The sequence below is a fragment of the Bradyrhizobium sp. JR4.1 genome, from assembly GCF_040548605.1.
GTDB classification, from domain to species: Bacteria; Pseudomonadota; Alphaproteobacteria; order Rhizobiales; family Xanthobacteraceae; genus Bradyrhizobium; species Bradyrhizobium canariense.
Genome location: NZ_JBEPRY010000014.1, coordinates 70,543 through 90,188, shown reverse-complemented (window position 1 = coordinate 90,188; position 19,646 = coordinate 70,543). Strand labels below are relative to the sequence as shown.

The following is a 19,646-nucleotide window of genomic DNA, read 5'->3' as shown; positions in this document are numbered from 1 at the left end:
CCCTTGCTGGTGCCGTATCCAGTTCCCTCCCCGCTGGAGGTCCGGTGCGGTCAGTGCCAACAACGATGAGATTGACAGGGGCGGCTTAATAAGGAAAATTTCTATTCATAATGAGTGCCAAAGAATTATCTTATAATGCCTCAGCACAGCTCCGGCATCTGACGATCCGGCAGCTTCGCTCGCTCGCGGCGCTCGCGGCCAAGGGCAGCGTCACGGCCGCATCGACCCAACTCGGCCTGACGCAGCCGGCCGTGACCCAGCAACTGCGCCAGCTTCAGGATCTCGCCGGACTGCCGCTGCTGCAGCGGACCGGCGACGGCATGCTGCTGACGGAGGCGGGCAAGGAGGTGCTTACCCTCGCCGAGCGGGTCGAAGCCGCAATCGCCGACTGCCAGGGCGCGCTCGACCTGCTTGCGGGGCGGACCGGCGGCACGGTGCATCTCGGCGCTGTCTCGACTGCAAAGTATTTCGTGCCGCACGCGATCGCGGCATTCTCGAAGCGGTATCCGAAGATCGAGCTCAAGCTCACGGTCGGCAATCGCGAGGAGATCCGCGAGGCCATGCACGGCTACGATCTCGATTTCGCGGTGATGGGTCGGCCACCGGCCGATGTCAGCGTCGACGTCCGTCAGCTCGGGCGCAATCCGCACATCATCGTCGCGCGCAAGGGGCACTGGCTGGAGAAGGATTCCGGCCTCAACCTGACCGACCTCGTGCACGAGACCTTCCTCACCCGCGAGCCCGGCTCGGGCACGCGGACACTGATGGAAGGCATGTTCCAGAGGTCGGATCTCGAGCCGATCATCGGCATGGAGATGAGCAGCAACGAGACCATCAAGCAGGCTGTCATCGCCGGGCTCGGCATCGCCTTCATCTCGGCCCACACCGTGGCGCACGAGCTCACCGAGGGCCGGCTGATCGTGCTCGACGTCGCGGGCCTGCCGATCGTGCGGCAATGGTACGTGATCCGCCGCAGCGACAAGGTGCTGTTGCCACCGGCGCAGGCGATGTTCGATTTCTTGGGATCGGAGGGGTCGAACTATCTTCCCGAATTGCCCGAACTCGGCGCGCGATAGCCCGTCGAATTTCAGCCCATCAGCTTCATCGCGACCGTGGCCGCGAGAATGACGATGATCTGGAGCAGGCGCTCGGTCGTGAAGATGCGGTTAAAGGTGGTCATCGCTTGCCCCGGCCGAATTGGGATGTCTCGGTCGGGACGTTGCTAGCACAGGCGGGCGTCGAGAGAACTCCGTAATCGCCCCGTGGTCTCCGTACGCGACCCGACGACCGGCCCCTCGGCGGGCCTGCCCAAGCCCGCGCCGATGGTTAACGATCAGGCCGCACGCGTCGCGGCGTAGTCCATCCGCGCGGCAAAATAGGCTTCCAGCTCCAGCAGCGCCCGCGCTTCCCAATCCTTCGCCTGCTCGAGCAGCGACCAGCTCTGGCCCGGACGGAATGCAGCGGTCTGGCGATAGAGCGACGCGATACCGCGGTAGCGGCGCACGTTCTCCAAGATGGCGTGACCGGTGATTTGGCCGTTCATGTCCGAAAACTCCCTCGTCATTCCCGGGGGAGAAATTGCGGCCAAATCTTTTTCGAAAAGTTAGCGCCGCACAGCAAGCGTGCGAATGGTTTCCGGACTGTTGCCTGCGCGCAACGTGCGCGACCGCGCAAGGCCGATCTATTGCGAATTCGTTGCCGCGCTCTCGCTCCGCGGCTTCAACCCGCCGCGGCTGATGATCGCCATCGTCGCACGGCAGAGATCGGCAAGGCCGATCACCAGCACGGCGAGCAGGCAGAACAGCTTGATGGAATCGGCATGCGCGCTGGTCAGCGAATTGAACTCGAAGAAGGGCGGCATGAACGCCCACCACACCAGCGGAATTGTAAGCACCGCGGCGAACGCCGCCGCCGGCGCGCCCGCGACAATGCCGAGCACGAACAGGCTGGGTAGGAACGCCGCGAAATAAAGTTTTGCGCCGAGCGCAACACAGACGCCCTGGAGCGCAGCCGACATCGCGACAACGACGAATCCAAGCAGAAACGCCTGCCACGACCATGGTCGTACCCGCGGTACGCCAACCAGCCCCGCACGCCTCATCAGCCTCCCCCTGCCGCCCGTTAACCAGGCTCGCTTGCGACCAAAGTACTACAGCGGCAGGGAAACTGCGAGGTGGAAATTGCCGGCCGGACGGCCTTGGTAAACGGGCCGAATCGCGCAATCTGGACCACCGCGGCCGCTACTCGGTGGCCGCATAGATCAGCCCTGCGACGGGCAACGCGAGGCCAATGGCCGATGCGAGCGTCCAGCCGCCTTGCGCAAACGCCCAGGCGCCGACCGCCGAGCCCGCCGCGCCCGCCGTGAAGAACGTCGCCATGTAGAGGCCGTTGAGGCGGCTGCGGTGCTCATGCCCCAGCGCGAAGATCGCGCGGAAGCCGAGCACGACGTTGCCCTGCACGCCGATGTCGATCGCGATCGCGGCCACGACCAGGCAGGCGAGGTTCAGCACCGATCCGGCCGCGCCGACATGCGTGATCAGGAAGCCCACGGCCGCGAGCAGCAGCGCGACCAGTGTTGCCATGCGGCTGTGGCCGCGATCGGCAAGCCGCCCCGCGATCGGCGCCGCGAACACGCCGGCGACACCGGCGAGCGCGAACAGCGCGATGCCGCTCTGGGTGAAGCCGAACTCGCTCGCGAGCAGCAGCGGCGTCACGGTCCAGAACAGGCTGAAGGCGCCGAACAGGCTGGCCTGGTACAGCGCGCGGCGGCGCAGCAGCGGCGTGGTCCGCGCCAGATGCGGCATCGACAGCAGCAACTCGCCGTAATGCATCCGCGCGACCGGCTTACGCTTCGGCAGCGTCATCCAGAGCACGGCTGCGAGCACAATCATCAGCGCGGCCGAAGAGAAGAACACCGCGTGCCACGACAGCATCGCCGTGACGAAACTCGACACCGGCCGCGCCAGCATGATGCCGAGCATCAGGCCGGTCGAGACGTTGCCGACGACGCGGCCGCGAATGGCTGCCGGCGCCAGATGCGCCGCATAGGGAATGATGATCTGCACCGCGACCGAGCCGAGCCCGATGAACAGCGCGGCGATCAGGAAAGGCAGCGCGTGGGACGCGAACCCCGCGGCGAGCAGGGCTGCCGCGCCGAGCGTGATGACGGAGCAGATCAGGGTACGGTTCTCGACGAGGTCGCCGAGCGGCACGATGAAGAGAAGCCCCACGCCGTAGCCGATCTGCGTCATGGTGACGATCAGCCCCGCCGCTTCATGCGACAGGCCGAGCGCGGCGCTGATCGGGGCGATCAGCGGCTGGGCGTAATAGATGTTGGCGGCGACCATGCCACAGGCCGCGGCAAGCACGAAGGTCAGGAGCTGCGACACCGCATCCGGATCCGGCGCGGTCTCGATCGTGGCATTCATCGTCATTCACACAGTCTCCGAACTATAGGAAACGCTTGTTCCCTAATATGACAAAAAATTCAGGCGAGCAGCTTCATCGCGACAGCGACCAGGCGCTTGCCGTCGAGCGAAAGGCGCGCCTTGCCGACCACGCGCAGACCCTGCGTGATGCAGATCATCAGCCGCGCGGTGTCGTCCGCGGCGACATGGCGGGGTATAGAGCCGTCGGCCTGCCCCTCGCGAATGAGGCCGGCGATGAAGCCTTCGTTGGTTTCCAGCCGCGCGCTGACGAGGGCGGCGACCACCGGATCGACCGCGGACAATTCGACGGCGCTGCCGACCACGAGGCAGCCGCGCCGCCCCTCGCTGCCCTGGGAATGCTCTACATACGACAGCAGCATGTTGCGCAGCCGCTCGCGGCCATTGGCGCCTTTCGCCGCCGCGCTACGCGTCTGCTCCTGGCGCAGAGCCACGTAGCGCTCGAAGGCGGCGAGAAACACCGCATGCTTGTCGCGAAATGCCTTGTAAACGCTGCCGGTCGCCAGCCGCATCGCCGTGGTGAGATCGCCGATCGAGGTGGCATGGTAGCCGCGCTCGGAAAACACGCGGACGGCCCTGTCGAGCGCGGTGTCCATGTCGAACTCCCGGGGACGGCCGGGCGGACGGGCAATCGGCTGGGATTTGCGGGCGGTCTTTTGCATTGCGGAATAATAGGGAATGATTGTTTCCGAATAAAGACACTTGGTTGTGATGAGATCACGGATCAAACTGATGGCTCAGGCGTCGTCCTGGCGAAGGCCAGGACCCATTATCCAGGGAGGGGTTTGGCGGACATTCGTTCGGTGGGATTGATACCGCGTCAAATCGCTTGACCTCGCGGTATGGGTCCTGGCCTTCGCCAGGACGACATTTGAGATTGTTGCGCCTGACTGCCGCGACATGGCCAATTCCGAGCGAAGCACGGGATAGCATCGCCTCTAAGCGGCGGCGGACTGACAGGGGGCGACACAGGAAGTCCCGTAGCCCGGATGGAGCGCAAGCGTAATCCGGGAAGGTGCGAACGCCGCGCGAGCGGCCCCGGGTATCGCTACGCTCACCCGGGCTACAGGAGATCACCCCGTCGTTCGCACCGGCGTTCCATCCGCCATCATGGTCACGCCCTTCCGTTCGACAATCATCCCGTAGGCCTGCGGCTGACGGTGAACGTCGAAATTGAAGGTGGTGCGCTTGTAGGAGTTGCAGAGATCGAGATCGCAGCGGGCGAGCGCGATCTCGTCGCTCTTGGTCGTGCATCGCGCGATGATCTCGCCGGAGGGCGCGATGACGCAGCTTCCGCCGATGTGGTCGACGCCCTCCTCGACACCCGCTTTGGCGACGCCGACCACGAAGGTGCCGTTCTGGTACGCGCCGGCCTGCATCACCAGATGATTGTGAAACAGCGAGAGATCGTCATGCTCGGGCGCGGGCGGATTGTGCACCGGCGTGTTGTAGCCGATCATCACCATCTCGACGCCCTGCAGGCCCATCACCCGATAGGTCTCGCTCCAGCGGCGGTCATTGCAGATCGCCATCCCCATCACGCCGCCAAAGGCCTCGGTCACGCCAAAACCATCGCCGGGCTCGAAATAGCGTTTTTCCAGATGCTGGAATTCGCGCCAGGGCTCGTGCTCGGCATGCCCGGGCAGATGAACCTTGCGATATCTCGCGACGATGGCGCCGCTCTTCTCGACCAGGATCGAGGTGTTGTAGCGCCTGACCATTCCGGCCTCGACCGTCAGCTCGGCATAGCCAAGATAAAATCCGATGCCGATCTCGCGCGCGAGATCGAACAGGCCTCTCGTCTCCGGCCCCGGCATCTCCCGCTCGAAGAAGCTGTCGATCTCGGCCTGATCCTCGAAATACCAACGCGGAAAGAACGTGGTCAGCGCGAGTTCGGGATAGACGATCAGGTCGCAACCGTTTGCGTGCGCCTGGCGCATCAAGGCCATCAGGCGCGCCACGACCGCGGTTCTGGTCTCGGTCCGCGCCACAGGGCCAAGCTGGCCGGCCGCAACAGTTACAAATCTCGCCACGAATCTTTCCCTCGTCCGCTTCCCGGGTCAGGTCGCGGCAGAGCCTATCGCGCGATGCGCCGCGCGCACAGCCCCGCTGTCCGGCACGGTGCCCAACCGAGAGGCAGCCCGACCGTTCCGCGGGAAGCGCCGAGGATGAATTGGGATTGATCGCATCCACGTCGCGCGCAAACACCCTCACAGGGCGCCACTCACCATTCTGCGGCGACGGGCTCGTTGAAGAACTGACTGCGCGCCACCATGCGCGACGGCTGGCGGCGCCGATGCCGCTCCGCGACGCGCTTGTTCGGAGAGGCCGCCTTGGCCTGCCTGGGCTCCGCGGCGGGCTGCGCCGCCATGGCAAATGCCTGGCGCGTACCGTCCGGCGCGACTGGCGCCGCCGCGTCTGACGTTGACGCCACAGTTTTGGTCAACGGAATCTGTCGCACGTTGGTGTCGAAGACGATCTTCTCCGGCCAGGTCTGTGCAGAATGAATTCGGGCGATCGAGAGGTCCGGTCCGGTTTCGGCGGCGGCGCTTACGGGGCCGGCGAGGTAGTAGTCAGCGAGGTACAGGAGGGCGAGCAGAGCGCCGCCGGTGAAGACGAAATAGCGGATGAGCGGCATGGGTCCCTCGATCGCCTCGTTGTCGAGGCCCCTGCAGCAACGGGAAAAAGTGGCAATCGTTCCGGTGCGCCGTCGAGCAATCGCGCGAGACGCTCAGCCGCCCACTGGCATTCCGCTTGCTGCACGGCAGTCAAATCCCTCAGACCCGCAGTGGGTCTGTCTCATCGTGAGGCGATCATGCACCCGACGTCCCGTTTCGAAGCGACCATGCCGACACAGCTCCATGCATTGATCTCCGACCTGCGCTGGCGCCTGCGAATGATCGACGCCGACATTCTGGAGGAAGAGCGGAAGGCTGGAATCTGCGATCCCCAGAACGTCGCCTATCCCATGCTCGCGCACAAAATGCGGGCTCGACGCGAGAATATCCGGGTGAGCGTCGCCATTCTCGAACGCCGGCTTGAAAAGCAATCGACCGAGTGGCCGCGCGCGGCCTGATGCGGCGACGGGCCGAGCTCCAGACGCACGCTAACACGAAGGAACTCCCGTTGCCGATCTGCAACGGTTCCCGTCCGTCTGAAGCCGGACAAAAGAAACTCCCATTGCGGCCACGAACCCCTCTCACAACGCCGTGAGACGAGCAGGGGAACGACGATGCGTGCGCAACGAGTCTGGGTGGTGAACGGGGCTGCCAGCGTCGAGCAGTTGCAGACCAGATTGGACGATCTGAACAAGCGGCTCGGTCAACTCGAGACCCAGCACCCCGAGAGCTGGAAAGTCGAAGAGCTCAGATCGAGCGCCCTCAGCCTGTCGCGCGAAATCGACGATATCCGCTGCGCCGAGGCGACGGCCGCACTGAGCGAGCTGCTGCGGAAATAGCCGCGGTTCGCGATTCGCCCGTCGCGCAAGGAACCAACGCCGCCTCCCCGCCATTGCCATGCCGAGCATGGAGCAAGATCATGACCAGGCACCTGACGCGGGCCGATCTCGTGCGCGGCGTGGCCGGCGCGGTATCCACGCTGGTCCTGTGCGCGACGATGGCCTTCACCATCGCGCGCCACTTCGCGCTGTAGAGCATTTGGCGCTGTGAGGTATTTGCGATGACGTCCGACCCCGAGGAATCGGTCAGGCTGCAAGGCTACGGCGAGATGACGTTGCGCACAGCCGTCGCGACGCTGATGGCGCTCGCACCAGGCGAACGATCCGACGCAGCGATCTTCCGCGTCCGCGATGGCGTGCGGCTCGCATCGAGCGAGGTCGCAGAGCTAGCGTCGGAATGGGGCATCACGCCAACGCCGGAGATCAGGTCGCCGAACCTCGTCCCGGAGCAACATTGGACACACGTCGTTCGCGGCATGGTGCGCGAGGCGCCGCTGCCGGCGCTGATGGTGGCGTTCATGATCGGCGTGCTGGTGGCGCGGCGGTAGTCCTCTGACCTAGCTTACAACGCCGAGTCATTGATATCGGCAAATGCCGAGCCATGCCGCTCACACAAGCCGCCCTGCCCGGCCAAATCGGCCGTGGACCCGCCCCGAAAATCGTTGCAAGAAGGCGCTCCCGGGCGCCGGCGGCCGGTCCGCCAAGCCTTTGGGAACGAGCCTTTAGGAAAACGTCGACTTTTGGAAGATTGGTCGGAGTGGCAGGATTCGAACCTGCGACCCCTGCGTCCCGAACGCAGTGCTCTACCGGGCTGAGCCACACTCCGACAAGAGGCCGGCTTATAGCGTCGGGTTTGGCGCACCGCAAGCGGCCGAGCTGAGGAATCTTATCCCTGTGAAAACGGGTCTTGAAACGCTGATTTTACCGGCCGGCGAGGCTGGCGCGGAGGCTGCCGCCCGGACATTGGCCGCCGGCGGGCTGGTCGCGTTCCCGACCGAAACGGTCTACGGGCTCGGGGCGGATGCCGGAAATGCCGGCGCGATCGCCCATCTTTACGCCGCCAAGGGGCGGCCGGCCTTCAATCCGCTGATCGCGCATGTCGCCGACCTCGCGGCCGCGCGCAGGATCGGGCGATTCGACGCCTGCGCCTCGCGCCTTGCGGAGGCGTTCTGGCCGGGGCCGCTGACGCTGGTGGTGCCGAAGACGGAAAACTGCCCGGTGGCCGAGCTTGCCACTGCGGGCCTCGACACGGTCGCGATCCGCATTCCGGCCCATCCGGTGGCGCAGGCGATCCTGCGCGCCTTTGGCGGGGCTGTGGTGGCGCCGTCTGCCAATCTCTCCGGCCACGTCTCGCCGACGCTGGCAGCTCATGTCGAGGGCGACCTTGCGGGCCGGATCGACCTGATCGTCGACGGCGGGCCTGTTACGGTCGGCGTCGAATCGACCATCGTCGGCTGCTTTGCGGCGCCGATGCTGCTGCGGCCCGGCGGCCTGTCACGCGAGCGGATCGAGGCCGTGCTCGGCGCACCGCTGGCGCGACTGCCGGCGGAGGCCGACAGCGACGACAGCCAGCCGCTGGCGCCGGGCATGCTGGCCTCGCATTACGCGCCGCGCGCCCATGTGCGGCTCAATGCGCAGGACGTCGCGCCGGGCGAAGCGCTGCTGGCGTTCGGCCCCGCGCGCCTGCCTGGCCTGGAGGCCGCTGCCGCGGTCATGAATTTGTCGCCCAGCGGTGATCTCGATGAAGCCGCCGCCAATCTGTTCGGCTATCTTCGCGCCCTCGATGAGAGGCGCCCGCGGGCGATCGCGGTGATGACGATCCCCGAGGAGGATCTAGGCGAAGCGATCAACGACCGGCTGCGCCGGGCGGCCGTGGCGAGATAAGAGCGAAGCAAGAGACAAGACAATGAACATTAATCATTCCGCCACCCCTCCGCTTGCGCCCGAGCTGATCGAACAATTCCGCAAGATCGTCGGCGAGAGGCACGCCATCACCGATGCGGCCGACATCGAGGCCTATGTCACCGAGGAGCGCAATCTGTTCCACGGCCGCTCGCCGCTGGTGCTGCGCCCAGGCTCGACCGCGGAGGTCGCCGCGATCTGCAAGCTCGCTTCGGAGCACAAGATCGCGCTGGTGCCGCAGGGCGGCAACACCGGGCTCGTCGGCGGCCAGACCCCGCACAATGGCGAGGTGGTGGTGTCGCTGCGGCGGCTCGACAAGATCCGCGAGATCGACACCGCCTCCAACACCATGACCTGCGAGGCCGGCGTGGTGCTGCAGATCGCGCAGCAGAAGGCCGCGGACGTGGACCGGCTGTTTCCGCTTTCGCTGGGCGCGGAAGGGAGCTGCACCATCGGCGGCAATCTCTCGACCAATGCCGGCGGCACGGCCGCGCTCGCCTATGGCGTCGCGCGCGAGATGGCGCTGGGGCTCGAGGTGGTGCTGGCGGACGGGCGCGTGCTCGGCGTGCTCTCGAAGCTGAAGAAGGACAACACCGGCTACAATCTGCACAACCTCTTCATTGGCGCCGAAGGCACGCTCGGCATCATCACCGCGGCGACGCTGAAGCTGTTTCCGAAGCCTCGGTCGATCGAGACCGCCTTCGTCGGGCTGAAGTCGCCGGACGCCGCGCTGAAACTGCTGGCGATCGCGCAAAGCGAGGCCGCCAATGCGCTGACGAGTTTCGAGCTGCTGTCGGAGATGGCAGTCGATTTCTCGATCCGCCACGGCATCGACGTGCGCGATCCGCTGGCGCAAAAGCATGCCTGGTACGTTCTGATGGAATTGTCGTCCCCCGGCGATGACGCCCGCACGCCGCTGGAAACGATCCTCGGCCGCGCCATGGAGGACGAGATTGTCGACGACGCGGTGATCGCGGCCAATCTCACCCAGCGCGCCGGCTTCTGGAAGCTGCGCGACGAGATGTCGTCGGCGCAGAAGCCGGAGGGCGGCTCGATCAAGCACGACATTTCCGTGCCGGTGGCCACCGTGCCCGCCTTCATCGCCGAAGCCAATGAAGCCGTGGTGAAGCTGATCCCCGGCGCGCGGCCGGTGCCGTTCGGCCATCTCGGCGACGGCAATCTGCACTACAATGTCAGCCAGCCCATCGGCGCCAACACCGCGAACTATTTGGCGCGCTGGCACCAGATGAACGCGGTCGTGTTCGCCATCGTGCTGCGCATGGGCGGCTCGATCTCGGCGGAGCACGGTATCGGCGTGCTCAAGCGCGACGAGCTTCCCGATGTGAAGGACAAGACTGCAATCGAGCTGATGCGGTCCATCAAGGCGATGCTCGATCCGCTTGGAATCATGAACCCGGGAAAAGTGCTGTGAGTGCGCTCACGATCGATGCGATCACCGAGGCCGATGTCGAGCCCGTGGTCACGCTGTGGCAGCGCTGCGGCCTGACGCGGCCGTGGAACGATCCGCATGCGGACATCGCGCTGGCGCGGCGGCGCGACAATTCCACCGTCCTGCTCGGCCGCGACGGCGGCGCCATCGTCGCCACCGTGATGGTCGGCCATGACGGCCATCGCGGCTGGGTCTATTACGTCGCGGTCGATCCGGATAGCCAGAAACGTGGTTACGGCCGCGTCATCATGGCGGCGGCCGAGGACTGGCTGCGCGCGGCCGGCATCGCAAAGCTCCAGCTCCTGGTCCGGCGCGGCAATGAGCAGGCCAATGCGTTCTACCAGTCGCTGGGTTTCGAGGAATCGACCTCGGTGATGTTTCAGAAGTGGCTCGACGGCCGCACCACAACGCCAAGCAATTGAGATCGAGCCATGACGATTTCCGACCGCGTCCGCATCAAGGACGTCCGCGTGCTCTCGGACGGCTGGACCACGCTGAAGAACACCACGTTCGAGTACCGGCGCGCCAATGGCGAATGGCAGACCCAGCACCGCGAGACCTATGAGCGCGACAACGCCGCCGCCGTGCTGCCGTATAATCTGGCACGCCGTACGGTGATCCTGGTGAAGCAATTCCGCCTGCCGGCCTTCATCCGCGGTTACGACGATCTCCTGATCGAAGCCGCCGCCGGCGTGCTGGACGATGCCTCGCCCGAGGTACGCATCCGCGCCGAAGCGGAGGAAGAAACCGGCTATCGCCTGCACCACGTCCACAAGGTGTTCGAAGCGTTCATGAGTCCCGGCGCCATCACCGAGAAGCTGCATTTCTTTGTCGCCGAGTACGAGCCGGAGATGCGGGTCAGCGATGGTGGCGGCCTTGAACACGAAGGCGAGGACATCGAGGTGCTGGAGCTTGGCATCGACGAGGCGCTGGCGATGATCGCGGACGGGCGCATCATCGACGCCAAGGCGATCATGCTGCTGCAGCATGTGGCGCTGCATGTGTTTCGGTAGGTTGTCTTCCTTCCTTCTCCCCTTGCGGGAGAAGGTGGCGCGAAGCGCCGGATGAGGGGTTTCTCTCCGCGCGCGCATCTCATGCAGTTGAGCACGCGGACGGAGACCCCTCACCCGTCTCGCCGCTTCGCGGCGAGCCACCCTCTCCCGCAAGGGGAGAGGGGAAAAAGCGGGACTCGCTGTATCAGCGCTGCAATTCTGACCTGCATCGCACTGCCCCCCGTTGAGCTCTCCCCCGACTATCTCTAGTCTGTCGCCAACAAGAACCAGGAGACGCGCCCATGTCCGCTTCGCGCGACGACGAATTTGGCTTTGCGCCCGACTATGACGCCCCCGTCCCCTATATGCAGCGCACGCGGGACTATTACGCCGCGATTGGCTACACCACGGCGTATCGCTGGGCCCATTACACCGAGGCGCCGTTCCAGCCGCTGAAGAAGCCGCTGTCGCAATCACGCGTCACTATCATCACGACGGCCGCGCCGTACGACCCCACCAAGGGCGACCAGGGCCCGGGCGCGGCGTATAATGGCGGCGCGAAATTCTACCAGGTCTATGACGGCGACACGGCGAAGCAGCACGACCTTCGCATCTCGCATATCGGCTACGACCGCAAGCACACCACGGCCACCGACAACGGCACCTGGTTTCCGCTGCCGCAGCTTTTGAAGGCGAGCGCTGCGGAGCGCATCGGCGAGGTGGCCCCGCGCTTCTTCGGGGCGCCGACCAACCGCAGCCATCGCGTCACCCTCGACACCGACGCGCCGGAAATTCTGGCGCGCTGCCTTGCCGACAAGGTCGATGTCGCGGTGCTGGTTCCGAACTGTCCCGTCTGCCATCAGACCACGGCGCTGGTGGCGCGGCATCTCGAGGCCAACGGCATTCCGACCGTGATCATGGGCTGCGCCAAGGACATCATCGAGCACGCCGCCGTGCCGCGTTTCCTGTTCTCGGATTTCCCGCTCGGCAATTCCGCCGGCAAGCCGCACGACATCGTCTCGCAGGCGCAGACGCTCGAGCTGGCGCTGAAACTGCTGGAGACCGCGAGCGGCCCGCAGACCACCATGCAGTCGCCGCTGCGCTGGAGCGAGGACGCCTCCTGGAAGCTCGACTACAACAACGTCGCGCAGCTCTCAGCCGAAGAGCTGGCGCGCCGCCGCGCCGAATTCGACAAGCAGAAGGAGATCGCGCGCGGCAATCGCGCCGCCTGACGTCCTCCGACAACCACAACAAAAGGGAGAGCGACGTGACGCGACCGTTCGAGGGCGTGAAGATCCTGGACTTCACGCAAGTGCTGGCAGGCCCCTATGCGAGCTACCAGCTCGCGCTCCTGGGCGCCGACGTCATCAAGGTCGAGCGGCGCGAGGGCGAGGACATGCGCCGCACGCCGCTCAGCCGCGAATGGGCCGAGCGCGGGCTGGCGCCGGCGTTCCAGGCCATCAACGGCAACAAGCGCAGCCTGACGCTCGATCTGCAAAAGCCCGATGCGATCGCGATCGTGAAGAAGCTCGCCGCGCAGGTCGACGTGGTCATGGAGAATTTCCGCCCCGGTGTCATGGACAAGCTCGGCATCGGCTATGAGGCGCTGTCCGCAATCAATCCAAAACTGATCTACTGCGCGGTGTCAGGCTTCGGCCAGACCGGTCCGGATCGGCTGCGCCCCGGCTATGACGGCAAGATGCAGGCGCTGTCCGGCATCATGGCGATCACGGGTCATCCGGAGACTGGGCCAACTCGTGCGGGCTTTGCGGTGTGCGACGTGCTGTCGGGCGCCACGGCTGCCTTTGGCGTGTCGAGCGCGCTGTACCAGCGCGATCGCACCGGCAAGGGCCAACTCATTGACGTCTCCATGCTGGAGGCGACGATGGCGTTCCTGTCGGGACAGATCGCGGACTGGTCGGTCGCCGGCCATCGCCAGCAGCTGTCGGGCAATCAGGCCGTCAGCCGCAGGACCACTGCGAATTTGTTTAGATGCGGCGACGGTCACATCCTGCTCGCCGTCAACAACGAGAAGCAATATCGCGCGCTGATGTCTGCGCTCGGCCGCGAGGATACGCTGTCCGATCCGCGCTTCGCCGACTGGTTCGCGCGCAACGAGAACGAGCCGGCACTACGTGCCATCATCGAAGCGGCGCTCGCGGCCAGGCCGGCGCGCGAATGGGAGACAATCCTGGAGGATGCCGGCGCGCCCTGCGCCAGCATCTGGAAGGTCGAGGAAGTCATCGACCATCCGCAGATCAAGGCGCGCGGCGCAATCCAGGAGCTCGATACGCCCTACGGTCGCCTGCGCTTCGCCGGCAGCGGCTTCAAGCTCGCGCATGGCGGCGGCAGGCTCGACCGCATGGCGCCGGAGCTCGGTGCGGATACGGACGCGGTGCTGGGCGAGCTGGGATTTGACGCGGCGGAGATCGCGGGACTACGGGCGAAAGACATTGTGTAGGGCTGCCGCAAACTCCGCTGCCGTAGGGTGGGCAAAGGCGCAACGCGCCGTGCCCACCACCTATCCGCTTCTTCGGTGCGCAATGGTGGGCACGCTTCGCTTTGCCCACCCTACGGCGCCAGTGTTCAGAACAACGACCCCTGCCCGTCATCCGCCGAGCCGACCGCGGCCTTCCGCACCGTCCGCTTCGGTTTCGCGGCCTCTACCTCCGCCTCCATCTCCTCCGCGCTGATCGGAAGGAGCAACTGGTCGTCGTCATTGGCGACGCGGTTGACGCGGGTGGAGACCGGATGCCAGGCGAATTCGCCGATTTGCGGCGCGGTCATCAGCGGCAACACGGCATCGACGTCATCGCTGCGGCTGTCGAGCCAGCGCTCGAAATCGCGCGGGCTGATGGTGACGGGCACGCGGTCATGCAGCGTGGCGAGATCCTCGCCCGCCGCCGCCGTGACGATCGCGACCGTGTCGAGCTCCTCGCCGTTCGGCCCGACCCAGGTCTCGAACAATGCGGCAAAGCCGAGCGGCGCGCCGTCGACGCGATGGATGAAGAAGGGCTGCTTGCGGCCACCCTCCGCCTTCCATTCGTAATAGCCGTCGGCCGGAATCAGGCCGCGGCGCCGGCGGATCGCGCGTTTGAAGGCGGGCTTCTCCAGCACCGTCTCGGAACGGGCATTGATCAGGAGCGTAAATCCGCGGGGATCCTTGACCCAGCCCGGCAACAGGCCCCAGCGCATCAGGCGAAAATGGCGCGCGCCGTTCTCGGCCAGCACGACCGGAATCGGTTGCGTCGGGGCCACGTTGAACCGGGGCGGGAAGTTCGGCTGCTCAATGTAGCCGAATAGTTGCCGCAAAGCCGCGGGGGCCGAAGTTATGACGAAGCGTCCACACATCCTTGAGGGCCTATATAGGGTCCGTTCAGGTCCTTTTAACCCCGAACGTTAACACTGCGGCAGATGAGCTCAACGGTCTCCCAGCCGGCGCGAATGCATGGACAGACGGCGCCCGAGGCCGTGGCCTGGGCCGAGCGGCTGCGCGTGGCCAACATCAACCCGCGGACCGGGCTTGCCACCGACTATCTCAACCATTTCAATGAAGCCGTGATGCTGCTGGAAATGGTGCCGGACATGCCGGAATGCGCGGAAGATTTTCTGACCTGGTCGCCGCTGTCCTATGCCGAGCATTTCACCGCATCGAATTTCAAGGCCCGGGATCTGGCGATCGAGGCCTATGAGAAGGCTGATCCGAACGTGCGCGCCCAGTTTGACCACCTCACGGACACCATGACCTCGATCCTGTCGGCGGTCGGTTCGGCCATGCGCGAGGTCGAGAAGGACACGACCCGGGTGCGCCTCGCCGAGCAGGCCGCCCAGTGGGTCAGGCCGCTGATCGCGGCCTGCGGCGGCATCATCAATGGCGGCGCTGAAGCCGACGTCGACAATATCATGGCGAACTGAGCTCGAGCAGGTGAAGTCATGGCTGCGATCGTTCAGCCGACCCGTCCCCAGATCGCGGTCAGTGCCGCGATTTTTCGTGACGGCAAGGTGCTTCTGACCCGTCGCGCGCGATCGCCGGCAAAGGGGTTCTATTCGCTGCCCGGCGGCCGGGTCGAGTTCGGCGAATGTCTGCACCAGGCGCTGGCGCGCGAGATCGACGAGGAGACCGGGCTCGATATCGACATCATTGGCCTCGCGGGCTGGCGCGAAGTGCTGCCGGCCGCGGCCGGCGCCGGCCACTACCTGATCATGTCCTTTGCCGCCCGCTGGGTGGCCCGGGAGCCGGTTCTCAACGACGAGCTCGACGACTTCCGCTGGATCGCCCCGCAGGCCCTGGCGAGCCTTGGCGACCTCAAGCTGACCGGCGGGCTGGAAGAGGTCATCCAGTCCGCCGCGCGCCTGATCGAGGCATAGGCAGCACAGCGAACTCCGCCGCACCTCTCCCGCTTGCGGGAGAGGTCGACGCGCGAGAGCGCGGCGGGTGAGGGCTTTTTCCTCTTGGGGGTGCTCGCCTGCGGAGATACCCTCTCCCCGACCCTCCCCCGCAAGCGGGGGAGGGAGCGCACCGCTCGCGCGGCCCGGCGCCTTGCGTCTGTCGCCCCGAGGAGGCATACACCCGGCCGATGTCGATGCGATTTCTGGCCATTTTTGCCCTGATTCTCGCCTGCGCCTCGGTGCCCACGAGGGCTCAGGACGGGGCAGCGCCGTTTGACGGCGATTTGCAGCGGCTGGCGGAGATCCTCGGCGGGCTGCACTATCTGCGCGGCATCTGCGGGTCCAACGAGGGCAACAAATGGCGCAGCGAGATGCAGGCGCTGATCGATGCCGAAACCCCCGCGGGCGAACGCCGCACCCGCATGATCGCCGGCTTCAACCGCGGCTATAACGGTTTTCAGCAGACCTACCGGAGCTGCACGCCGGCCGCGACGGTAGCGATCCGCCGCTACATCGAGGAAGGCGCGAAGATCTCGCGCGATCTCACGGCGCGTTACGCGAACTGAATTACCGCCAATCACATCCAGACCTGTAAATTCCTCATCCTGAGGAGCGCGGAACGCGCGTCTCGAAGGATGAAAGGCCCGGCTGCAGCAGCGGGGCCTCTATGGTTCGAGACGGGTGCTTTGCACGCTCCTCACCATGAGGGTTGGGCATCGGGGAACCCTGTCATCGACTTTGTACACAGCCGTTAACCGTTCCTAAAGAAGTGGCCTAGCGGGCGTTAACCCGCGTGCTACACCTCTCGCACAGCGCATCGCCGTGGATTGCGCCCCAGCCCTGACGAGTTTCATGAGCCATCCAGTGTCCTACGCCCCCGCACGCGCGCCGCTGCCCGATCACGAGCAGAAACAGGCCGCACTGAGCTATCTCAACGAGGCCTGGGCCGAAGCGCGCCATGACGGCGTCGACGGCGACTGCCTGGCGCAGGCGAGCCTGTTCGCGGCCCTTGCCGAGCTCGTCGGCACCTATGGCGAGGACGCGGTGGCGAAGTTCGTCGAAGGCTTTCCCGGCCGCATCCGCAACGGCGAATTCTCGGTCGACATCTCCCGACAGTAAGTCTTTCTTCAGGCAGTAAGCCTTGCCGAAAACGCCCCCGCCACGCGGGCGGGCCAGTTTCCGCTGCCGTCGGGAATGCGCTCCCCAGCCCATTACGGCTCGATCTTGAGCGTCGCTTTCATGTTGGGATGATAGCGGCAGTAATAATCCACCGTGCCTGCCTTCTTCAGAACCAACGTCCCCGATTTTTTCGCTGGCAAGTTCACGTCGAAATCGCCGTTCCTGGCCGTCGCGGTGTGGGCGAAGACGTCCTTGTTGATCCATTCAATGGTGTCGCCGACCTTGGCCGAAGCGTCTTTCGGCGACACTTCGAGATTCTCCATCGTGATCTCTATGGTCGCAGCGTGCGCCGGGACGGCCAACGCCACGAGCAGGACCGCTGACGCGATCGCAGACAATCGTCCCGGCATCATCGCCTCCCTATTTCAGCTCCGCCGCGATGTGCTCGGCGTGCTGCTGATGGCCCTGGAAAATTTTCAGGCCGGTCTGCAGCAGGCTCTTCAGTTCGGCATTGCTGGCGGACGGAATGAGCTGGGTTTCCAGCGCGCCATTGACGGTTTTGTGGTAGGCGACCTCGTTTGCGACGTAGGCCTTGTCGAAGGCCGCACCGCTCAGCTTGTCCAATTCGGCGAGCTTCTCGCTCGCCTGCTTCGACAGCGCCTTGCTGGTGTCGTTGTCTTCAGGCGTGACGTTCAGCTTCTTGACCAGCGCGAGCGCCTGCTTGTTGACGGCCTCGTGGTCGCGCAGCATGTCGTCGGCAAACACCTTCACGTCCTTGTTCTTGGCTTTCTTCTGCGCCTGCTTGGCTGCGTTGATGTCGATCACACCCGCGGTGTAGGCGATATGGGCGATCTGCGGATTGGTCAGCTTGTCGGCTGCTCTGGCGCCTTGCAGCAGCGCGGGGCTCGACAACAAAATTGCAGCGGCGATCGCCGTGGTCCAACGAACGAACATGGTTTGACACTCCTGTGGTGCCGGATGTTTTGCCGGCGCGTTGCTTCACAGGCGTTGGATGGAATTTTCGCGCGAACGTTCCCGAAAAATTCAGCCGCCGATGCCGAGCCGCTTCAGCACTGACACGGTCAGCCGCTCGCAGCGCCACCCGGCGAACGGGAACGCATCCATCACCACCGGACCGATCTCCTTCTCGACGTTCTCGCGCAACATGGTGCGCGCACGGTGCAGTCGCGTCTTCACGGTCTCGGGCTTGACGCCGAGCAGCTCGGCGGTCTCCTCGATGTTCATGCCTTCCATCACGCGTGCGACGAAGACCATGCGGAAGACATCCGGCAACTCATCGATGGCGCGCTCGACGACGCGCTGGATTTCACGTTGGGCCATGGTCCTTTCCGGATCGCCTGCGGGAGAAGCGGGAAATTTGATGATCTGCGCCTCGAGCGTCGCTTCGGGCACCGAGCCCAGCTCGACATGCGGCCTGGCGCCTCGCGTCCGGCCAAGCGCCTCGTTGATGGCGATGCGCGACAGCCATGTCGACAGACCGGACTCGCCGCGAAAACCGTCGAGATGGGTGAAGGCGCGGATATAGGTTTCCTGAACGACATCCTCGGCTTCGCTGTCGCTGCGCAGAATTCCGCGCGCCAGACGATAGAGCCTGCGATTGTTGGCCTGCATGATCTCGCGTAACGCGGCCTCGTCACGGCCCCGCGCCCGCTCGACCAGTTCGGCTTCCAATGTCCGGGTTTCTGAAGTCTTAGCGCCGGCGGACAGGCCGGCTGCGGTCCGTGGCATGGCGGTCACCTGCTCGTTTGGCTTCGTTCCGGACATTGGATGCCGCCCCAAGGGAAAGGTTCCCAAGTTTCTGTCCTTCCCCTGGGGGAGAGACCAGGGAATGTCCTAATCCGTCTCGATCGGCAGCGCCGGATCCTTCGCCCACTCCCCCATCGAAGCATCGTACAGCGTCAGCTTGTCATAACCGAGCTGCGTCAGCAGCAGCAGATCGATCGTCGCCGAGATGCCGCCACCGCAATATAGGATGACATTCTTGTCGCAGGTGACGCCTGCCGCGGCGAATTTGGCTTCGGCATCGGCGAGCGTCGTCAGCGTCTTGTCGGCATTGGTGAGAACCGCCGCGGGAACGTTGACGCTGCCGGGAACCCGGCCGGGCCGCCCATAGCGGCTCGGCTCGAGGCCGCGATGAAACTGGGAACCGAGCGCGTTGACGATAACAGTCGCGGGATCGCCGAGCCGTGCCTTCACTGCATTCTTATCGACGAAGAAGCCTGCGCGCGGTATGGCCTTAAAGGTGGTGGCCGGATAGCCCTTCGGCGCACCTGTCTCGACCGGCCGCCCCTCTTCCTTCCATTTGTCGAGGCCACCGTCGAGCACCCGCGCGTCAACGCCGAGCGAGCGCAGCATCCACCAGAACCGCGTCGACCACATCATGGTGCCGATGCTGTAGAGCACGACGGACTTGGACGCATCGAGGCCGTGGCGGCCGAAGGCGGTCTCCAGCTGGGCCACGTCAGGCATCATGAAGAATTGCTGCGCAGAGGCGTCGGAGAACTCGCCTTGCAGGTCGAGAAAATCGGCGCCTGGAATGTGGCCGGCCTCGAACGTCTTGTCGCCGGGCACGGCGCGATAGGGCACGTCGCTGCCCGGCGGCACCGGCTCGTTGTAGGTCGTGCAGTCGTAGAGGCGGAGATTGGGATCGCCGAGTATGGCGGCGAGTTGCTCGGTGGTGATGAGGGGTGTCGGTTGGGACATTCATTCCTCCCTCGGCGTCGTCCTGGCGAAAGCCAGGACCCATTACCACAGGATCAAGTTGTGGCGCGCAAGTGTTGGCCACCAGTCTTCGCACAAGATGCAGTCGGGGTAATGGGTCCTGGCTTTCGCCAGGACGACGCCGGGAGTGCGGAACGCTTGTGCCGCTC

The 19,646-nt window shown here is 65.1% G+C and carries 25 protein-coding genes and 1 tRNA gene; 14 read left to right on the top strand and 12 right to left on the bottom strand.

Annotation, left to right across the window (positions count from 1 at the left end; translation table 11 throughout):
* The first annotated feature begins 110 nt into the window (after positions 1–110).
* Positions 111–1,076, top strand: coding sequence for a LysR family transcriptional regulator (locus tag ABIB90_RS25105; RefSeq protein WP_219678637.1), 966 nt, complete (start codon positions 111–113; stop codon positions 1,074–1,076).
* A gap of 257 nt (positions 1,077–1,333) precedes the next feature.
* Here ABIB90_RS25105 and ABIB90_RS25100 read toward each other — a convergent pair whose 3' ends face one another.
* From ABIB90_RS25100 to ABIB90_RS25075, 6 genes are all read right to left on the bottom strand, one after another.
* Complete coding sequence (locus ABIB90_RS25100; RefSeq protein WP_007594851.1) at positions 1,334–1,543, bottom strand: hypothetical protein; 210 nt, start codon at positions 1,541–1,543, stop codon at positions 1,334–1,336.
* Between the two features lie 138 nt (positions 1,544–1,681).
* Complete coding sequence (locus ABIB90_RS25095) at positions 1,682–2,101, bottom strand: hypothetical protein (protein WP_007594853.1); 420 nt, start codon at positions 2,099–2,101, stop codon at positions 1,682–1,684.
* A 139-nt stretch (positions 2,102–2,240) separates the two neighbouring features.
* A complete protein-coding gene (locus ABIB90_RS25090; RefSeq protein WP_354127345.1) occupies positions 2,241–3,434 on the bottom strand; it encodes an MFS transporter in 1,194 nt (397 codons plus the stop codon).
* A 53-nt stretch (positions 3,435–3,487) separates the two neighbouring features.
* Entirely contained in the window at positions 3,488–4,108 is a 621-nt protein-coding gene (locus ABIB90_RS25085) for a TetR/AcrR family transcriptional regulator (protein ID WP_035993264.1), read from the bottom strand.
* Between the two features lie 411 nt (positions 4,109–4,519).
* Positions 4,520–5,479 carry an N-carbamoyl-D-amino-acid hydrolase gene (locus ABIB90_RS25080; RefSeq protein ID WP_219678645.1) on the bottom strand — a complete coding sequence of 320 codons (960 nt, stop codon included), beginning with the start codon at positions 5,477–5,479 and terminating at the stop codon, positions 4,520–4,522.
* A 191-nt stretch (positions 5,480–5,670) separates the two neighbouring features.
* A complete protein-coding gene (locus ABIB90_RS25075; protein ID WP_219678647.1) occupies positions 5,671–6,084 on the bottom strand; it encodes a hypothetical protein in 414 nt (137 codons plus the stop codon).
* Positions 6,085–6,342: 258 nt separating this feature from the next.
* Here ABIB90_RS25075 and ABIB90_RS25070 point away from each other — a divergent pair, with 258 nt between their 5' ends.
* From ABIB90_RS25070 to ABIB90_RS25060, 3 genes are all read left to right on the top strand, one after another.
* Complete coding sequence (locus tag ABIB90_RS25070; protein WP_354201561.1) at positions 6,343–6,522, top strand: hypothetical protein; 180 nt, start codon at positions 6,343–6,345, stop codon at positions 6,520–6,522.
* A 156-nt stretch (positions 6,523–6,678) separates the two neighbouring features.
* Complete coding sequence (locus ABIB90_RS25065) at positions 6,679–6,903, top strand: hypothetical protein (RefSeq protein WP_007594875.1); 225 nt, start codon at positions 6,679–6,681, stop codon at positions 6,901–6,903.
* A 221-nt stretch (positions 6,904–7,124) separates the two neighbouring features.
* Positions 7,125–7,451: a hypothetical protein gene (locus tag ABIB90_RS25060; RefSeq protein WP_219678648.1), complete on the top strand. Its 327-nt coding sequence runs from the start codon at positions 7,125–7,127 to the stop codon at positions 7,449–7,451.
* 201 nt (positions 7,452–7,652) lie between these two features.
* Here ABIB90_RS25060 and ABIB90_RS25055 read toward each other — a convergent pair.
* Positions 7,653–7,729, bottom strand: a tRNA-Pro gene (locus ABIB90_RS25055).
* A gap of 68 nt (positions 7,730–7,797) precedes the next feature.
* Between ABIB90_RS25055 and ABIB90_RS25050 the strand changes: the two genes are divergently transcribed.
* The 6 genes from ABIB90_RS25050 (at position 7,798) to ABIB90_RS25025 (ending at position 13,708) form a co-directional block, all read left to right on the top strand.
* Complete coding sequence (locus tag ABIB90_RS25050) at positions 7,798–8,787, top strand: L-threonylcarbamoyladenylate synthase (RefSeq protein ID WP_354127348.1); 990 nt, start codon at positions 7,798–7,800, stop codon at positions 8,785–8,787.
* Positions 8,788–8,809: 22 nt separating this feature from the next.
* Positions 8,810–10,237, top strand: a complete 1,428-nt coding sequence (locus ABIB90_RS25045) for an FAD-binding oxidoreductase (RefSeq protein WP_354162006.1) — start codon at positions 8,810–8,812, stop codon at positions 10,235–10,237.
* Complete coding sequence (locus tag ABIB90_RS25040) at positions 10,234–10,677, top strand: GNAT family acetyltransferase (RefSeq protein WP_354162008.1); 444 nt, start codon at positions 10,234–10,236, stop codon at positions 10,675–10,677. Before ABIB90_RS25045 ends, ABIB90_RS25040 begins: the two co-directional genes overlap by 4 nt.
* Positions 10,678–10,686: 9 nt before the next feature.
* The gene (locus ABIB90_RS25035; RefSeq protein WP_007594883.1) at positions 10,687–11,268 is read left to right on the top strand and encodes an NUDIX hydrolase; all 582 of its coding nucleotides are present in this window, start codon (positions 10,687–10,689) and stop codon (positions 11,266–11,268) included.
* A 281-nt stretch (positions 11,269–11,549) separates the two neighbouring features.
* Positions 11,550–12,479 (top strand): hypothetical protein, encoded by a 930-nt coding sequence (locus ABIB90_RS25030; protein WP_007594885.1) that lies wholly within the window; start codon positions 11,550–11,552, stop codon positions 12,477–12,479.
* Between the two features lie 35 nt (positions 12,480–12,514).
* Positions 12,515–13,708 carry a CaiB/BaiF CoA transferase family protein gene (locus ABIB90_RS25025; protein WP_354162012.1) on the top strand — a complete coding sequence of 398 codons (1,194 nt, stop codon included), beginning with the start codon at positions 12,515–12,517 and terminating at the stop codon, positions 13,706–13,708.
* A 125-nt stretch (positions 13,709–13,833) separates the two neighbouring features.
* Here ABIB90_RS25025 and ABIB90_RS25020 read toward each other — a convergent pair whose 3' ends face one another.
* On the bottom strand, positions 13,834–14,598 hold the full coding sequence (locus ABIB90_RS25020) for an SOS response-associated peptidase (RefSeq protein WP_219678655.1): 765 nt from the start codon (positions 14,596–14,598) through the stop codon (positions 13,834–13,836).
* 63 nt (positions 14,599–14,661) lie between these two features.
* Between ABIB90_RS25020 and ABIB90_RS25015 the strand changes: the two genes are divergently transcribed.
* From ABIB90_RS25015 to ABIB90_RS25000, 4 genes are all read left to right on the top strand, one after another.
* On the top strand, positions 14,662–15,162 hold the full coding sequence (locus ABIB90_RS25015) for a hypothetical protein (protein WP_219678657.1): 501 nt from the start codon (positions 14,662–14,664) through the stop codon (positions 15,160–15,162).
* A gap of 18 nt (positions 15,163–15,180) precedes the next feature.
* Complete coding sequence (locus ABIB90_RS25010; protein WP_354162017.1) at positions 15,181–15,615, top strand: NUDIX hydrolase; 435 nt, start codon at positions 15,181–15,183, stop codon at positions 15,613–15,615.
* 209 nt (positions 15,616–15,824) lie between these two features.
* Entirely contained in the window at positions 15,825–16,202 is a 378-nt protein-coding gene (locus ABIB90_RS25005; protein ID WP_007594891.1) for a TIGR02301 family protein, read from the top strand.
* A gap of 286 nt (positions 16,203–16,488) precedes the next feature.
* The gene (locus ABIB90_RS25000; protein ID WP_007594892.1) at positions 16,489–16,755 is read left to right on the top strand and encodes a hypothetical protein; all 267 of its coding nucleotides are present in this window, start codon (positions 16,489–16,491) and stop codon (positions 16,753–16,755) included.
* A gap of 92 nt (positions 16,756–16,847) precedes the next feature.
* Here the strand turns inward: ABIB90_RS25000 and ABIB90_RS24995 are convergent, their stop codons facing one another.
* From ABIB90_RS24995 to ABIB90_RS24980, 4 genes are all read right to left on the bottom strand, one after another.
* Positions 16,848–17,165 (bottom strand): cupredoxin domain-containing protein, encoded by a 318-nt coding sequence (locus ABIB90_RS24995; protein WP_007594893.1) that lies wholly within the window; start codon positions 17,163–17,165, stop codon positions 16,848–16,850.
* 10 nt (positions 17,166–17,175) lie between these two features.
* Positions 17,176–17,709: a DUF4142 domain-containing protein gene (locus ABIB90_RS24990; RefSeq protein ID WP_354162021.1), complete on the bottom strand. Its 534-nt coding sequence runs from the start codon at positions 17,707–17,709 to the stop codon at positions 17,176–17,178.
* Between the two features lie 90 nt (positions 17,710–17,799).
* Positions 17,800–18,504, bottom strand: a complete 705-nt coding sequence (locus ABIB90_RS24985) for an RNA polymerase sigma factor (RefSeq protein ID WP_354162024.1) — start codon at positions 18,502–18,504, stop codon at positions 17,800–17,802.
* A gap of 105 nt (positions 18,505–18,609) precedes the next feature.
* On the bottom strand, positions 18,610–19,479 hold the full coding sequence (locus tag ABIB90_RS24980; protein WP_219678668.1) for a sulfurtransferase: 870 nt from the start codon (positions 19,477–19,479) through the stop codon (positions 18,610–18,612).
* Positions 19,480–19,646: the final 167 nt, after the last annotated feature.

Coding starts and splice junctions, on each gene's coding strand:
- ABIB90_RS25100 (WP_007594851.1), bottom strand. CDS start 1,543: ATGAACGGCCAAATCACCGGTCACGCCATCTTGGAGAACGTGCGCCGC.
- ABIB90_RS25090 (WP_354127345.1), bottom strand. CDS start 3,434: ATGACGATGAATGCCACGATCGAGACCGCGCCGGATCCGGATGCGGTG.
- ABIB90_RS25105 (WP_219678637.1), top strand. CDS start 111: ATGAGTGCCAAAGAATTATCTTATAATGCCTCAGCACAGCTCCGGCAT.
- ABIB90_RS24980 (WP_219678668.1), bottom strand. CDS start 19,479: ATGTCCCAACCGACACCCCTCATCACCACCGAGCAACTCGCCGCCATA.
- ABIB90_RS25035 (WP_007594883.1), top strand. CDS start 10,687: ATGACGATTTCCGACCGCGTCCGCATCAAGGACGTCCGCGTGCTCTCG.
- ABIB90_RS25010 (WP_354162017.1), top strand. CDS start 15,181: ATGGCTGCGATCGTTCAGCCGACCCGTCCCCAGATCGCGGTCAGTGCC.
- ABIB90_RS25075 (WP_219678647.1), bottom strand. CDS start 6,084: ATGCCGCTCATCCGCTATTTCGTCTTCACCGGCGGCGCTCTGCTCGCC.
- ABIB90_RS24990 (WP_354162021.1), bottom strand. CDS start 17,709: ATGTTCGTTCGTTGGACCACGGCGATCGCCGCTGCAATTTTGTTGTCG.
- ABIB90_RS24995 (WP_007594893.1), bottom strand. CDS start 17,165: ATGCCGGGACGATTGTCTGCGATCGCGTCAGCGGTCCTGCTCGTGGCG.
- ABIB90_RS25085 (WP_035993264.1), bottom strand. CDS start 4,108: ATGCAAAAGACCGCCCGCAAATCCCAGCCGATTGCCCGTCCGCCCGGC.
- ABIB90_RS25095 (WP_007594853.1), bottom strand. CDS start 2,101: ATGAGGCGTGCGGGGCTGGTTGGCGTACCGCGGGTACGACCATGGTCG.
- ABIB90_RS25000 (WP_007594892.1), top strand. CDS start 16,489: ATGAGCCATCCAGTGTCCTACGCCCCCGCACGCGCGCCGCTGCCCGAT.
- ABIB90_RS25015 (WP_219678657.1), top strand. CDS start 14,662: ATGAGCTCAACGGTCTCCCAGCCGGCGCGAATGCATGGACAGACGGCG.
- ABIB90_RS25005 (WP_007594891.1), top strand. CDS start 15,825: ATGTCGATGCGATTTCTGGCCATTTTTGCCCTGATTCTCGCCTGCGCC.
- ABIB90_RS25070 (WP_354201561.1), top strand. CDS start 6,343: ATGATCGACGCCGACATTCTGGAGGAAGAGCGGAAGGCTGGAATCTGC.
- ABIB90_RS25045 (WP_354162006.1), top strand. CDS start 8,810: ATGAACATTAATCATTCCGCCACCCCTCCGCTTGCGCCCGAGCTGATC.
- ABIB90_RS25065 (WP_007594875.1), top strand. CDS start 6,679: ATGCGTGCGCAACGAGTCTGGGTGGTGAACGGGGCTGCCAGCGTCGAG.
- ABIB90_RS25030 (WP_007594885.1), top strand. CDS start 11,550: ATGTCCGCTTCGCGCGACGACGAATTTGGCTTTGCGCCCGACTATGAC.
- ABIB90_RS25020 (WP_219678655.1), bottom strand. CDS start 14,598: ATGTGTGGACGCTTCGTCATAACTTCGGCCCCCGCGGCTTTGCGGCAA.
- ABIB90_RS25060 (WP_219678648.1), top strand. CDS start 7,125: ATGACGTCCGACCCCGAGGAATCGGTCAGGCTGCAAGGCTACGGCGAG.
- ABIB90_RS24985 (WP_354162024.1), bottom strand. CDS start 18,504: ATGCCACGGACCGCAGCCGGCCTGTCCGCCGGCGCTAAGACTTCAGAA.